General features: G+C 48.5%; 19 protein-coding genes. 13 read left to right on the plus strand and 6 right to left on the minus strand.

All coding sequences use genetic code 11. The features are described from left to right. Positions 1-262 precede the first annotated feature (262 nt). The 7 genes from GCWU000182_RS05490 to GCWU000182_RS05520 all read left to right on the plus strand — a co-directional run bounded on the left by GCWU000182_RS05490 (position 263) and on the right by GCWU000182_RS05520 (position 3,644). Positions 263-460, plus strand: a complete 198-nt coding sequence (locus GCWU000182_RS05490) for a DUF1659 domain-containing protein (RefSeq protein ID WP_023391804.1) — start codon at positions 263-265, stop codon at positions 458-460. A gap of 39 nt (positions 461-499) precedes the next feature. Further along, positions 500-742 carry a DUF2922 domain-containing protein gene (locus GCWU000182_RS05495; RefSeq protein ID WP_023391805.1) on the plus strand — a complete coding sequence of 81 codons (243 nt, stop codon included), beginning with the start codon at positions 500-502 and terminating at the stop codon, positions 740-742. Positions 743-812: 70 nt separating this feature from the next. Beyond that, positions 813-1,043, plus strand: a complete 231-nt coding sequence (locus GCWU000182_RS05500; RefSeq protein WP_023391806.1) for a hypothetical protein — start codon at positions 813-815, stop codon at positions 1,041-1,043. A 4-nt stretch (positions 1,044-1,047) separates the two neighbouring features. Then, complete coding sequence (locus tag GCWU000182_RS05505; protein WP_023391807.1) at positions 1,048-1,275, plus strand: phage holin; 228 nt, start codon at positions 1,048-1,050, stop codon at positions 1,273-1,275. After that, positions 1,259-1,909 (plus strand): CHAP domain-containing protein, encoded by a 651-nt coding sequence (locus tag GCWU000182_RS05510; protein ID WP_023391808.1) that lies wholly within the window; start codon positions 1,259-1,261, stop codon positions 1,907-1,909. Before GCWU000182_RS05505 ends, GCWU000182_RS05510 begins: the two co-directional genes overlap by 17 nt. A gap of 246 nt (positions 1,910-2,155) precedes the next feature. Continuing rightward, positions 2,156-2,461, plus strand: a complete 306-nt coding sequence (locus tag GCWU000182_RS05515) for a DUF2087 domain-containing protein (protein WP_023391809.1) — start codon at positions 2,156-2,158, stop codon at positions 2,459-2,461. Further along, positions 2,445-3,644 carry an MFS transporter gene (locus GCWU000182_RS05520; RefSeq protein WP_023391810.1) on the plus strand — a complete coding sequence of 400 codons (1,200 nt, stop codon included), beginning with the start codon at positions 2,445-2,447 and terminating at the stop codon, positions 3,642-3,644. The genes GCWU000182_RS05515 and GCWU000182_RS05520 overlap by 17 nt, the downstream gene beginning before the upstream one ends. Positions 3,645-3,742: 98 nt before the next feature. On the opposite strand, the gene GCWU000182_RS05525 is transcribed toward GCWU000182_RS05520, so the two are convergent. Beyond that, positions 3,743-4,114: a late embryogeneis abundant protein gene (locus GCWU000182_RS05525; RefSeq protein ID WP_023391811.1), complete on the minus strand. Its 372-nt coding sequence runs from the start codon at positions 4,112-4,114 to the stop codon at positions 3,743-3,745. A 386-nt stretch (positions 4,115-4,500) separates the two neighbouring features. Here GCWU000182_RS05525 and GCWU000182_RS05530 point away from each other — a divergent pair, with 386 nt between their 5' ends. The 5 genes from GCWU000182_RS05530 (at position 4,501) to GCWU000182_RS05550 (ending at position 7,222) form a co-directional block, all read left to right on the plus strand. Further along, on the plus strand, positions 4,501-4,740 hold the full coding sequence (locus tag GCWU000182_RS05530) for a GlsB/YeaQ/YmgE family stress response membrane protein (RefSeq protein WP_023391812.1): 240 nt from the start codon (positions 4,501-4,503) through the stop codon (positions 4,738-4,740). A 60-nt stretch (positions 4,741-4,800) separates the two neighbouring features. Beyond that, on the plus strand, positions 4,801-5,391 hold the full coding sequence (amaP, locus tag GCWU000182_RS05535) for an alkaline shock response membrane anchor protein AmaP (RefSeq protein ID WP_023391813.1): 591 nt from the start codon (positions 4,801-4,803) through the stop codon (positions 5,389-5,391). Positions 5,392-5,402: 11 nt separating this feature from the next. Continuing rightward, positions 5,403-5,570, plus strand: a complete 168-nt coding sequence (locus GCWU000182_RS09890) for a DUF2273 domain-containing protein (RefSeq protein ID WP_023391814.1) — start codon at positions 5,403-5,405, stop codon at positions 5,568-5,570. Between the two features lie 21 nt (positions 5,571-5,591). Then, the gene (locus GCWU000182_RS09895) at positions 5,592-6,518 is read left to right on the plus strand and encodes an Asp23/Gls24 family envelope stress response protein (protein WP_023391815.1); all 927 of its coding nucleotides are present in this window, start codon (positions 5,592-5,594) and stop codon (positions 6,516-6,518) included. A gap of 179 nt (positions 6,519-6,697) precedes the next feature. Next, entirely contained in the window at positions 6,698-7,222 is a 525-nt protein-coding gene (locus GCWU000182_RS05550; RefSeq protein ID WP_023391816.1) for a DUF4865 family protein, read from the plus strand. A gap of 68 nt (positions 7,223-7,290) precedes the next feature. On the opposite strand, the gene metF is transcribed toward GCWU000182_RS05550, so the two are convergent. After that, positions 7,291-8,157, minus strand: a complete 867-nt coding sequence (gene metF, locus GCWU000182_RS05555; RefSeq protein ID WP_023391817.1) for a methylenetetrahydrofolate reductase [NAD(P)H] — start codon at positions 8,155-8,157, stop codon at positions 7,291-7,293. A 5-nt stretch (positions 8,158-8,162) separates the two neighbouring features. Beyond that, positions 8,163-10,415, minus strand: coding sequence for a 5-methyltetrahydropteroyltriglutamate--homocysteine S-methyltransferase (gene metE / locus GCWU000182_RS05560; RefSeq protein WP_023391818.1), 2,253 nt, complete (start codon positions 10,413-10,415; stop codon positions 8,163-8,165). Between the two features lie 128 nt (positions 10,416-10,543). On the opposite strand from metE, the gene GCWU000182_RS05565 reads away from it, so the two are divergent. Beyond that, positions 10,544-11,485, plus strand: coding sequence for a LysR family transcriptional regulator (locus GCWU000182_RS05565; protein ID WP_035364161.1), 942 nt, complete (start codon positions 10,544-10,546; stop codon positions 11,483-11,485). 425 nt (positions 11,486-11,910) lie between these two features. On the opposite strand, the gene efp is transcribed toward GCWU000182_RS05565, so the two are convergent. The 3 genes from efp to GCWU000182_RS05575 form a co-directional block, all read right to left on the minus strand. Beyond that, positions 11,911-12,474 (minus strand): elongation factor P, encoded by a 564-nt coding sequence (gene efp / locus GCWU000182_RS05570; protein ID WP_023391821.1) that lies wholly within the window; start codon positions 12,472-12,474, stop codon positions 11,911-11,913. 101 nt (positions 12,475-12,575) lie between these two features. Continuing rightward, a complete protein-coding gene (locus tag GCWU000182_RS10190; protein WP_023391822.1) occupies positions 12,576-12,728 on the minus strand; it encodes a hypothetical protein in 153 nt (50 codons plus the stop codon). A gap of 425 nt (positions 12,729-13,153) precedes the next feature. Then, on the minus strand, positions 13,154-13,847 hold a 694-nt coding region (locus GCWU000182_RS05575; RefSeq protein ID WP_023391823.1), incomplete at its 5' end, for an IS256 family transposase.

Consider the following 13,847-nt stretch of genomic DNA (forward strand, 5'->3'; position numbering starts at 1 on the left):
GGGAAGGCTTTTTTGTGTGGGCTGAGGCCGAAATTAAGAGAAAAGTCAGAAGCTAGTGGTCCACTTTGTCGAGTGGACCACTGGCAGGGCCGGAAACTAAGGAAAAGGGCAGAAAACTGTGAGATTTGCCTAGAACCAGGCCAGTCTCAAGATATTTCTTTTCGAAAATAGGCAAGTAGTGTCTAAGTGAGCACGTAGAAAGGGGGCGCTCAGACCCTATTTATATATGTAGCTACAAATCAAAGCAAAGGAGCGAATTACAATGGCACGATCATTCGTTAAGGGCACCCTCCAAATGACCTCAATCGACGAGAACAAGAAGAAAGAAAACGTCAGCCTAGGTCATGTGGTGGCTAATGCCTCACTTGAAGATGTGACGGCGGTGCGTGACGCAGTCGGTACACTGGTTAAGCACCCAATCACTGAAACCAAAGTCACTGAAGTCTATGCCTACAACTAGGCCTAGCACCCCAAAATTAGAAGAAAGGAGCCACCCACAATGGCAGAAGTCAAAACAACCAAGAAGCTAGACCTCAACTTCAAGGCTGCCGACGGCAAGTCCAAGAAGATCAGTCTAGCCCACGCCAAGGACAACTTAGATGCCAACACGGTCAAGTCCGCCATGGACACCATCGTGGCCAAGAACATCTTCGAGAAGGACAGCGTCGACCAATATGCCAGCGCCAAGAACGCCAACATGGTGACACGATCCGTAGAAGAAATCTACAAGGCAGAGAACTAACAAGCACCGTAGGTGCAGGGGACCCGCGGAGCGGGTCCCTTATTCATATATAAGAAAGGAGATGAGTCGGATGAGCTTATTAGAAATTGGAGGATTGGCATCGGCAACGGTGGCAGTGATCACCCTGATTAGCAAGCTAGTCAACCTCATTACTGCCATCCAGAGCCTCATCCTCCGCATAGATGAGATGCAGCTAGAGATTGAAGCTAATAAGCTAGTCGTCAAGACCATAGACGACCGCTTAGCTTCAATGGATCTGCGCATTACCAAGATTGAGACCCTACTAGAAGAAAGGAAGTAAGCAAATGAACTTAGACAACAAATACTATGATGCGCTCAAGTGGCTGGTACTGATCTTCTTACCCGCCTTGGCCGTCCTGGCTTCAGGCTTAGGCGACCTCTATGGCTGGGCGCCCACTAGCCAATTAGTGGCCACCATTAACCTGGTCGCTGTCTTCCTAGGCGCACTCATTCAGAAGTCTAGCCTAGACTATTGGAAGAAGGGCGGTGACGATCATGGGACAGGCCGATAAACTAATCAACGTAGCCCAGAGCTACCTGGGCACCAGTCAATGGTCTGACGACCACCTGGCCATGGTGGATGCTTATAATTCAGTCAGCCCCATCCCAGTGGGCTATGCCGTCCAATACGGAGACGACTGGTGTGATATCTTCGTCACCGTCTGCGGGGATGAGGCAGGAATCAGCCACCTAATCGGCCGAGAGTGTGGTGTCCCACGCCACCTAGCCTGGTTCCAGGAACAAGGCATCTGGCTAGGCCAAGAATGGCCCCAAGCAGGAGACATTGTCATCTTCAACTTCGACGGTGGCCCTGTCGACCATATTGGTATTGTAGAGCGAGTCCAAGCAGACGGGTCCATCAGCACCCTAGAAGGTAATTACAATGGCCGAGTAGCCAGAGCCTACTATGATTGGAACCATGAGGCTATTGCAGGGTACGCCAGACCTAGGTATGACCAGGACAGTCAGGAGTCAGCCCCCGCATCATCGGAAGATACCTCACCAAGTGACGACCTCATTACTGCGGTAGCCTGGGATGTGATTCGGGGTGAGTATGGGAATGGAGAAGAGAGAGTGAGAGAGTTGACTGAAGCAGGGTATGATTATCAGACTGTGCAGGATCGAGTGAACCAATTGCTCAGCTAATATAGAAAGAATCGTCACTCTTTACTTAGCAATCACAGAATAACTAGTCCCCCTTGACTCAGCTAATAACCATTAAATAGCCACTCGTTACTCAGCTAAAAAACAAATAGCCACCCTTTACATAGCTAATTTACGAAAAATAGCCACCATAAGGTGGCTGTTTCTTTTCCTAGACTTGCCATCTAGCAAATTGCCATATAGAATAGAGACGAGCAATTTTTTACTGAAAACAGAGGAGGCCAAAGCATGGTTGAAGAGACGATTGCGCGCTATATGCGAGATGGTAGGTTCTATGTCCTACCGCGCAAACAGAAAAATAGACTAGAAGTCTTTCGATATATCTATCAACACTTGCAGCAATATGCCCAGGAATTCACCGAACCTGAGCTCAATGAGCGGATCAAGGAAGTCTATGAGGATTTCGCGACCATGCGGAGATATCTGGTGGATTACAAGTTTCTGATCCGGGATAACTACGGCAAGTCTTACCAGCTCAATCACCAAGTAGGGCAAGCGCCTCAGATGGAGGCAGCCCATGAATTGGAAAATTAAGAATTTTTATTTGATTATGACGGTGGAGACCATCGCGGAGCAGATGTTTGTCTCCTTGACCTACTTGCTCTTGATCTACCTGGGCTACTCCATGACCGAGATTGGTCTGCTCTTGGCTACCTTTACGGCTACTACCATGGTCGCCGAGATTCCTAGTGGGATCTTGGTCGATTCTATCGGGGAGAAGCGGGTCATGTCCCTGTCCTTTCTCCTGCGGGCAATTGGCCTATTCTTCATGGCAGGGACCCGCAATATTGTCGTCTTGATCCTGACGGCTGTCTTAACTGGCTTGGCCGTCTCCCTCAGTTCCGGGACCCTGCAGTCTTGGATTGTCAATGAAATCAAGGAAGCCAATGCGCCTTACGATATCGCGCAAGTATTTTCTAATCTGAAGATTATCGGGCCTTTCTTCGGCCTCTTATCCGGCTTCGTTGGCGCGCAATTTCTGGGCAAAGACAACCCGGCCATTCCTTTCTATGTGGCATCGGCCATCTTGATCGGCTTATTGGTCTATGTGCAGCTGGTGCCCAATGTCTTCAAGCCGCGCCCGCGTCAGAACCACTGGGGCCAGATTAAGCAGGTCTACCGAGAAACCGTGGTCAACCTCATAGAAGCACTCAAAGACAGCCGCATCCTGCTCTACTTCATCATGTTTTCCATTCCGGCCGTCTTGGACCTGGGCCCGTCTAACCAGTGGCAGGTCATCCTAGGGGATGCCGTGCAGGAATATATTGTAGGCTATTATATTATCGGGATTGGCCTCGCCACCATCCTGTCCAACCTCTTCCTCAGCAAGGTCCTCTTGAAGAAGAAGATGGATATGGTGGCCTTAATTGACCGGGTCCTCCTGCTAGATGTGGTGACCCTCCTGGTCATTAGCTTCTATCTGCCGGTCTTTCCTTACTTATTCCTCTTCCATGTCTTCTTAGTAGGCATTAATGGGACGCTGATTATCACCTATATCCATGAAAAGCTGATCAAGCAGGATCACCTGCGGACCTCGCTTGTCTCTTCCTTCTATTCCTTACAGGCCCTCGCCTCCAGTCTGCTCCTAACCGTCAACGGCTACCTGTCAGATCTGATCGGCATCAGTAAGACCTGGCTAGCCTTCACGCTAATCTCAATCCTAGTCTTTCTGGCCTTGCGCGGGTTGACGGCAAGGAAAGAAGAGAGCCAGGCATAGGGAGTGGGGCAAGCGATAGGCTATATGAAGCAATCATTTAGCTAATTCACACAAAAAAAGAGAGGCAGAGTGCCTCTCTTTTATTTTGCGAAATCGAATTAGTTTTCGAGTTTTTCGCCAGCATTTTGTAATGCTTCGCCAGCTACGTCTTTAGCGTCTTCAGCTTTGTCAGCTGCCGCTTCAGCTACATCAGCTGCCGCGTCTTTAGCATCTTCAACTTTGTCAGCTGCCGCGTCTTTAACGTCTTCAGCTTTGTCAGCTGCAGCATCTGCTACATCTTCAGCCTTGTCTTTAGCTGCGCCACCAAGTTCTTTGGCTTTGTCAAAAACATCGCCCGCTACATCTTTAGCTGTTTCGAAGGCGTTACCTGCTACTTCTTTGGTTTTTTCAAAGACATCACCGGCTACGTCCATAGCTTTTTCGCCGAACTCGCCAGCTTTTTGAGACAAATCTTTTAATAAATCAGACATTTTAATGTCCTCCTTTTCATTTGATGACCTAAGTATAGCACAATAAATTTTGATTGGAAAGTGCTTTATCTAAAAATCGGTCTTAAGACTGATTTTCTCTAATTTGACTTCACATAAAAATCAAACGGTCATTAGAACAATATAAGTAAATATGTCATATAAACTGATATAAAGGCAATCAGATTATGAGCTATATCTCGGTTTCTGGCATGTCAACTTGTGAAATTAATTTAATTAGTTTTAAATCTTGAAATCTCATATAGTCAAAATGGTAAAAAATCGACAGGGATATTGAACTTGCATTGTAAAGTATCCTGTGTTAAGGTTGAAGATGTAAGGCGAAAACTTGTCCTTACATTTCAATTCTGAACGAAAGGAGCAATATCATGATCTGGTCTATTATCGTAGGTGGCTTGATCGGTTTAGTAGCCGGCAGCCTCACTAAAAAACGCGGTTCAATGGGGATCGTGGCTAACGTACTTGCTGGTTTAGTAGGTTCTTCTGTTGGTCAATTTTTCCTCGGGTCTTGGGGTCCTAGCCTTGCAGGTATGGCTTTAATTCCATCTGTATTAGGTGCCGTAGTTGTAGTAGCAGTCGTATCTGCATTACTTGGCAAAAAGGCTTAAGCAACCGATAGGAAAGGCAAGCAGTTACACAAACATTAAATAGAGTATAGGGAGACTATCATGTCACGAATTAAAAAATCTCTGCTCATCTTACTTTGTATTCCACCGCTTGTTCTATTTTCGATTAACTTGTATCGTAATCAGTCCTATGTCAATCTGGATTGGATAGGAGAGTACCTCAACAAACTGTCTTCATTCGGGTACTACTATAACCAGGCTATCTTCTGGTTATCCCTTGTCCTGACCATTGCGACACTCATTGCGATACTTGTCATCTTGTTCTATCCGCGAGACTACACCCAAGTGGTCTTGTCGGAGGCGAATGGACGGTTGACAGTTAAAAAATCAGCGATCGTAAGCCATGTGAAGTCGGCTATTTCAGCCGCCTCTTACATGGCTTCTCCTAAAGTTAAGGTCAAACTCACCAAGAAAAAGTGTGAAGTAACCGTTAAGGGTGACATTAACCAAGGGGTAGACGTTGCCAATAGAACAAACGCTTTACAAAAGGAAATTATTAATGGCCTCAATTCCTACTTGGGCTTGAACCATAATATTTATCTCAATGTGAAGGTCTTGAATACTGCAGCAGAGCAAACTAGCCAAAAAGCTGAAGCATTTGAAGCTCAGCCACAAGAAAACTTAGAGAACTAGGGGTAAGTCTTATGATCAAGAAAATCAAAAACCTACCCTATCCTATTCTCGGAGGGGCCATTGGCCTTGGCTTGGCAACTGTCATTTTGAATATCGGGTTTTTCAGAACCATCTTTGTTGTCGCGCTTGTAGGAACTGGCGCAGCAGCTGGTTGGTATCTTCAAAATTCTCGCAAATAAAAAGTAGAGAGGGGATAGGGTATGTCAAATAATCAACCTACATCAGATAAGACACTCAATCCAAGTCCTGCTGGCAAGTCTTACAATCGCAAAGCGATCAAAAAGCAGCTAGGTCAGGCGCTAGCCAATGTTGACGGACTCTTGGCAGTTGACGGTGGCTTCTTCTCTAACTTAGCGGGCAAGATTGTCAACACCGATAAGTTTACTAGTGGCGTCAAGCTAGTGCTTGGTAAGGAAGAGGCGCGTGTAGACTTAAATGTCATTGCAGAGTATAAGAAAAACGTTTCTGATTTATATCATGACATCAAGCATTTAGTGATCGATGTCATTCGGAACATGACAGGCCTTAGCGTGATTGATGTCAATCTCAAGGTCCTTGAAGTCAAGACTCAAGCCAAGCAAGAAGCTGATTCTGTCAGTCTGCAAGATCATGTAAGCCATATGGCTGAAAGCACAGGCGAATTTGCCTCCCATACCTTGGAAAAAGCCAAAGATGGGATTGGCAGCGGGCTAGCGGCAGTCACTGAAAAAGTAGGCCAAGGCATTGAAACGGCCAAGGACGCCATTAGTGGCGGTGCTGAGGATGCCAAAGATGCAGCCGAAGATACAGTTGATCAGGCCAAGGATGTAGCCGAAGAAGCTGCGAACCAAGCTGAAGAAGCAGTAGCAGAAGCTGTTGAAGAAAGGGCTGATGACGCTAAGGAAGTGGCTGAAGAAGCTGCGGAAGAAGTAGCACATGTGGCTGAAGAAACGGCAGAAGATCTTACTGAGGCAGGCCAAGAGACTACTGAGGACGCAAAAGAGCTAGCTCAAGAGGCTAAGGATGCTGCCCAAGAGGACGCCCAAGCTGTCCAAGAAAAGGCAGAAGACCTTGCTGAAGCCGGTCAAGAAGTGGCGGAAGAAGTAGTCAGTAGTAGCTCAGAAGCAGCAAAGTCAAACCAGGCTTAATCAGCCTCACTATAATCAAATACTTGATTAGTCGACCACTCTGGTAAGGGTGGTCGATTTTTTTGATTAGGAAGACATGACTATCAACTAGGGCACCCAGCTAGATTAAATGACAGAATATTGGAGAAGCGATATAATAATAGGGACCGAAGGTTAGATATAAGTTGAGGTGAACGACCATGCTAGCAATGCAATACAAAATTCAGTTGCCAGATGATTTTGATATGAATCTTATCCGGCAGCGAGTCAGAGAGAATGGGACCAAGACAGATGGCTTCCAGGATTTAATTTTTAAAGCCTACCTGATTTCAACTAAGGGTGAACTTGATGCTCAGGAAAACCAATACGCGCCCCTCTATTTATGGAGTGGGGTAGACGGGATGAACCAATTCATTTGGCAAGGCTTCTACGACAACATTCTCAAGTCATTTGGCTGGCAACATATTCCCATTGGGGTTCCCTTATCCTTCCAAAGAAGTGAGGATTTCCTGTCAGCGCGATTCTGCTTAGAGCTCAAGAGAGCTATCCCAGAGTCTGCCACCATGCAGGAATTGACCTTCTCCTGTGACACTGACCAGGACCTGGCTCGCTTATTAATCTATAACCCAGATAAATGGGAATGCTCAGAATATTATTTCTTCCAAAACTTACCGGAGCAAATTGAAGGCATGAATGTCTACGAGATTCTGCATATTTCGGTATAGCCCGACAGATTTATTTAATAGCCACACAAAAAAGCCAGCCCTAAGGGGCTGGCTTTTCTATTTCATTTTCACTTAAACAAGGCCTTAGCCGCGTCCGCGATATAGTGGGCGGTGTCCGACTGGTTCATGGTATAGAGGTGAATCCCGTCGGCGCCTTGGGTGATCAGGTCGACAATTTGGTCCAGGGCATAAGCTAGGCCGGCTGCCCGTAGGGCTTGAGGCTCGTGCTCGTACTTGTCCAGGATGGCTTTGAACTTGCGCGGCAACTTAGTGGTCTCACAGGTGGTCAGCAGGCGCAGGGCCTGGTTGCGGTTGACGATAGGCATGATACCCGCCAGGATTGGCACTTCGATATTGGCCAGGGCGCACTTTTCCTGGAAATGATAGAAGCAATCATTGTCGAAGAAAAGTTGAGTAATCAGGCGGTCAACGCCAGCGTCCACCTTGCGCTTGAGGAAGCGGATGTCTGCGACCGCATTAGGTGCGTCGGGATGGACTTCCGGATAGCAGGCCGCCGTAATGTCGAAATGGGGCTTGCGCTCCTTAATGAAATGAATGAGCTCTTCCGCATAAGAGAAGTCGCCAACCGGCTCTAGGCCTTCCAAAATGTCACCGCGCAGGGCGAGGACCCGACGGATGCCCAGTTGGTCCAGAGAGTCCAAGCTATCCGCCACGCGCTCCTTGCTCAGGTACATAGCTGGCAGGTGGGCGATGGTTGGGATGTGCAGGGTGTTCTGAACGTGATTGGCTACCTTGAGGGTGGTTTCCTCAATATTAGGCTGGCGATTGCTGCAGGTGACACTGATGAAGTCCGGCTTGAGTTCCGCCAAATCATTCAAAGTATGGGTCAGTCTCTCCGCCCCAACTTGGGTGTTGGGCGGGAAGACTTCATAGGATAAGGATGGATGGTGGAAGGGTGCCGGTGGCTGTGTCATAGGGGTTAGAGCTCCTCTCGAATGTTACGGGTAGCCTGGGTTAAGTTAACCAAGCTAGCCTTAGTTTCTGGAATACCACGCGTCTTGAGACCGCAGTCTGGGTTGATCCAGACACGTTCCGTTGGCACTTTGGCCAAGATCGCGCGGATAGTGTGTTCAATTTCTTCCACAGAAGGGACACGAGGGGAGTGAATGTCGTATACCCCAGGACCAACCTGTAATTGGAAGTTTTGGCGTTCTAATTCGTCCAAGATGTGGAGGTTAGAACGGGATGCTTCGAAGGAAATCACGTCCGCATCTAATTGCTCGATGGCAGGGATGATGTCAGTGAATTCACTGTAGCACATGTGGGTGTGGATTTGAGTCGTTGGTGCCACGCCGGAGTGAACCAAGCGGAAGGCTGGAATAGCCCAGTCTAGGTATTCAGAGTACCAGTCAGACTTACGCAAAGGTAATTTCTCACGGAGGGCAGCTTCGTCGATTTGGATGATGTGGATGCCGGCAGCTTCCAAGTCAAGGACTTCTTCACGGATTGCTAAAGCAATTTGGAGGGTAGATTCCTTGATGGTGATGTCTTCACGAGGGAAGGACCAGTTGAGGATAGTAACCGGACCGGTTAACATCCCTTTAACAGGCAGGTCAGATTGGGCTTGAGCGTAAGCAGACCACTTAACGGTGATTGGACGTTCACGCTTAACGTCGCCCCAGATGATTGGTGGCTTCACGCCGCGGGTCCCGTAGGATTGTACCCAACCGTTCTTAGAGAAGAGGTAACCGGACAGGTTCTCACCGAAGTATTCCACCATGTCGTTACGCTCGAATTCACCGTGAACCAGAACGTCAAGGCCGATTTCTTCTTGCCACTTGATCCATTCGTCGATTTCAGCTTCGATGAAGGCAGTGTATTCTGCTTCAGTCTTCTCGCCACGACGGAAGGTCGCACGGTTAACCTTGACTTCGCGTGTTTGTGGGAAGCTCCCGATAGTGGTAGTAGGTAAGACTGGTAAATTGAAGGCTTGGTGTTGAGCCATAGCACGTTCAGCCAAAGCAGGTTGGCGGGTGAAGGCTGCGTCATCTAAGCCAGCTAATTGAGTGGCTAATTCTGCATTGCGAACGGTACGTTCTGCCGCAAAGAGGGCCTTGTTAGCTGCTAAGAATTCATCCCCTTGGCCAGCACGGATAGCATCTAATTCACGTAATTCGTCTAATTTCTCAGCGGCAAAAGCGAAGTGAGACAAGATTTCAGGCGCAAACTCTTCGTTAGCCGTAGTGAAAGGCACGTGGAGGAGAGAACATGAAGTAGATAAGACTACGTTTTGGGCTGGAATTTCTTCCAAGAGGGCCAAGGTCTTAGCGTAGTCGTTACGCCAGATGTTCTTACCGTTAACCACCCCTGCGTAGAGGACTTTGTCAGCTGGGAAGCCATGTTCTTTGACTAAGTCTAAGGTCTTGCGGCCTTCTAAGAAGTCCAAACCGATGGCTTCAACTGGTAATTGTACCAAGTGGCTGTAGACGTCACGCACGTCACCGAAGTAGGTTTGTAAGAGGACGGACAAGCCAGCCTTGTCAGCTAATAGGCCTTGGTAGAGTTTGTCGAAGAGGGTCAATTCCAATTCAGAGATGTCCTTAACTAAGGCAGGCTCATCTAATTGAATGTCAGTTGCGCCTAAGTCAGCCAAGCGACGGAAAACTTCCTTGTAGGCTGCCACTAAAGGCTCGATGAATTGAACAGGGTTAACACCTTCAGCGTATTCAGCCAGACGTAAGAGGGTGAATGGCCCAACTAAGACTGGACGAGTGTGGATGCCTAAGTCCTTAGCTTCTTGGAATTCGTCAAAGAGCTTGTGGCCGGCTAACTTAACTTGGGTGCCAGCTTCGAATTTAGGTACAATATAGTGGTAGTTGGTGTTGAACCATTTTTTCATTGGGAGGGCGCGTACGTCACCTTTGTCCCCTTGGTAGCCGCGGGCTAGGGCGAAGTACTTGTCCAATTCGCTCAAGTCAATGGCTTGCACTTGCTCAGGTACGATATTGAAGAGGACAGCGGTGTCCAAGAAGGTATCGTAGAGAGAGAAGTCATTACTTGGGATTTGGTCCACGCCACGTTCTTGGGCTAGGCGCCAGTGTTTAGCGCGGAGTTCCTTAGCGGTTGCTTGAAGTTCTTCAGCGCTGATTTCCTTACGGAAGTATTTTTCAGTAGCAAATTTTAATTCACGGTGTTCCCCGATTCGTGGGAAACCAATAATCGATGTTGTCATGCAATCGACCTCCTTATTGATAAGTCTATCCTATCATGGAAACGGTCCTCTTGAATAATTGAAAAAAAGTATACACGGTTATAGTTTTAGGTTATAATATACTGGAGTAATTCAAGGGAGTGACTATGATGCGAATCCAACAACTGCAATATCTTGAGAAAATCGTGGAATCGGGCTCTATTAATGAAGCGGCCAAGGCCCTCTTCCTATCCCAGCCCAGCCTAAGTAATGCCATTAAGGAATTAGAGCAGGAGATGGATCTGCAGCTGCTAGTCCGCCAGAAGTCTGGGGTTTCCCTGACCAATGAAGGCCGGGAGTTTATGATTTATGCCCGCCAAATCCTGGACCAGGTTAAGCTCATGGAAGCCAAATACAAGCAACACACCGTTCGCAAGCAGGCCTTCTCGGTGTCCGCCCAGCACTATGCCTTCGTGGTCCATGCCTTTGTGGACTTGATTAAGCAGGTAGATGCGGAAGAGTACCAGTTCACCCTGCGTGAGACCGAGACCCAGAACATCCTGGAAGACGTCATGTCCTTCAAGAGTTCCCTGGGTATTCTCTACCTTAATAAGTTCAACCGCCAGGTCCTGACCAAGCTCTTCAAGGAGAAGAAGCTCAAGTTTACGCCTTTGTTCAAGGCTAAGCCCCACGTCTTTGTCTGCCGGGACAATCCTTTGGCCCAGAAGTCATCGGTTAAGTTAAGGGACCTAGAGGACTACCCTTACTTATCTTATGAGCAAGGCCAGGAGAACTCCTTCTATTTTGCGGAAGAAATTTTGAGTACCCTCAACCGCAAGATGCACATCAAGGTCAGCGACCGGGCCACCATCTTCAACCTCATGGTGGGCCTCAACGGCTATACCATTTCCTCAGGGATTATCTCCAGCGAGCTCAACGACGACAAGATCATCGCCATTCCCCTGGAAGTGGACGACATGATGACCCTGGGCTACCTCATGCCCCAACAGGTAGAGCCAAGCCCTATTACCCGCCAATACCTGGACCTCCTACGGGCCAATATCCGTGGTTATGGGTTTGAGATCCTGGAGGATAAGGAGAAGGAGAAGTAGGGGGAGTTACTTGGTTTCTGCCCGCCTGACGGCAATAGATTGGATACAATGAAAAAAGACCAGCTGCCTGGCCCTGAGGGGGTGAGGTGGCTGGTTTTTGTGTGTCTGCCTGCCGAGGCGCGACTGCCAGGCCTCATTAAGACAAAAGGCGGGGCTAAGTGCAGGGACCGGCTCCAGCCAGCCTGCGGCTGTCTTCCGCCTTGCCTGGCTATGGCGGGGCTAAGTCGCTAGGGCTCCAAGCCCCGCTCATGCGCCAGCCATCCTGGCCAGCACCAGGCCCGCTTTTGGCCATGAGGCCAGGCAGTCACTGGGGGAGTGGGGAAAGAGGACTAGCTTCCTGGCCTTATGTGGTGAGGAGGAGGGTTTCTTTTTATGATGCCACAACAAAAAAACGCCACTACCTCAGGGTAGTGGCTTCTTTATGCTTACTTATTAGCGCGGCCGCTGTAAGTACCTTCAGCGGTGTTGACAACTAAGTATTCGCCGGCTTCGATGAAGTCTGGCACGTTGACTACTAAGCCAGTTTCCATAGTTGCAGGTTTCCCAGAACCAGAAACGGTTGCACCTTTGATAGAAGGTTGGGTTTCGGTTACTTGGAGAACAACGGTTGATGGGAGTTGAACCCCGATTACTTCGCTGCCGTAGAATTGGATCTTAGCTTCCGCATTTTCCAATAAGAACTTCAATTCGCGTTCGATGGCGTCTTCTGCGATTTCGTATTGGTCATAAGTTTCTAAGTCCATGAAGAAAGCAGTGCTGTCTTGGCTGTAGAGGTATTGTACGTCCTTGGTGTCGATATGCGCACGTTCTACCTTCTCATCTGGACGCATGGTGGTGTCCACAGTAGAGTTGTTACGGACGTCACGGATTTTCATCCGCATGATGGTGTTACCTTTCCCTGGTTTGTGGTGGGAAATTTCCAATACACGCCACAATTTACCGTCTAGGATGAAAGTCATCCCTGCTTTTAAATCACTTACACTAATCATCTTACTGCTCCTTTTGTCAGTTGAATTTGAAGCCAAAGCCTCGATACCTTCGTTATTATAGCATACCTTATAGGCAAATTTAAAGAAAAAAATGATGCAGGCTAGGATTTGCGCCGTTCATAGTAATAGAGACAGGCAATTCCCTCAAGTAGGGTGGCTGCCACGAGCCAGAGCAGGCAGTCGCTGTGAGCCAGAATGGCCCAGGTTACCGCCGCTAATAAAACACAGAGCAAGGTGGGGTGGAGATACTTCATGATCTAGCCTCCTAACTGATGTGGGAGAGGAAATGGACTTTTACCTAGTATACTTCAAGTGAATTGTGAAGTAAAACCTTTAGTGGGAAGAGGGGAGAAACTAGGTTACCGCCGCCCAGACTAGGTGAGCGTCGGGAGCTGGCCTAGGAATCTGGGAAAAAGACGCAAAAACCGAGGAGACTGCTAGGAGCTAGCTCAGGAAACTAGGGAAAAGAGCCCAAAACAGGGCAAGCGCCAGGAGCTAGTGGTCCACTCCGCCGAGTGGACCACTAGCTCGGCCGGAAAGCTGGGAAAGAGGCCCAAAACAGGGCAAAAGCTAGGAGCCAGTGGCCCACTCCGTCGAGTGGACCACTAGCTCGGTCAGAAACCTAGGAAAAGAGTCAAGTCCAAAATCCTGTGTAAAAATATGTAGGCTGTCCTATAGCTTATTTGCGTTTGGTGAAGTTGACCAGGAAGGGGCGTGCGTTAGCCTGCCAAGCATCGTTTAAATCAATGAGGATGGCGCCAATCAGTCGCTCAGCAGAAGCGACATTAGGGTAGACGCCAATGACCTTATCCCGCCGTCTGATTTCACGGTTCAAACGTTCGACAGAGTTAGTAGTCCGCAAGTTGGGATGGTAAATCTCAGGCTCCATCATAAACTGAACGGCATCTTCAAAGCCCTCATCTAAAACCTTTAAGGCCTTCTGATAGCGAGGATTGTCCGCGACAGAGGCCTCAAAAGCTTCCTTGAGCCGCCTTGCATGTTCGGCGGTGGGCGCCTGGAAAATGGCCTTCAACTTAGCGCGCGCCTCTAGACTCCCTTTTCTGGGAATAGTCTCGACAATGTTGGATAAGAAATGAAAGACGCAACGTTGCCAAGGCACCCCAACAAAACAGTGCTGGATAGCGGCTCTAAGCCCGGAGTGAGCGTCTGAAATAATCAGGGTGGGCTGGCTCAAACCACGGGCTCGCAGGGACTGAAGGAAGGTCAGCCAAGCCTCTTTGCTTTCTTCTTCTGACACCCAAAAGCCGATGATTTCGCGCTTGTTGGCCTCGTTGACGCCTTGAGCTAGGTAGACCGCCTTGGATACCACACGACCCTCTTCACGCACCTTAATGTAAAGGGCATCGAGGTAG

The sequence above is a fragment of the Abiotrophia defectiva ATCC 49176 genome, assembly GCF_000160075.2.
Taxonomy (GTDB): Bacteria; Bacillota; Bacilli; order Lactobacillales; family Aerococcaceae; genus Abiotrophia; species Abiotrophia defectiva.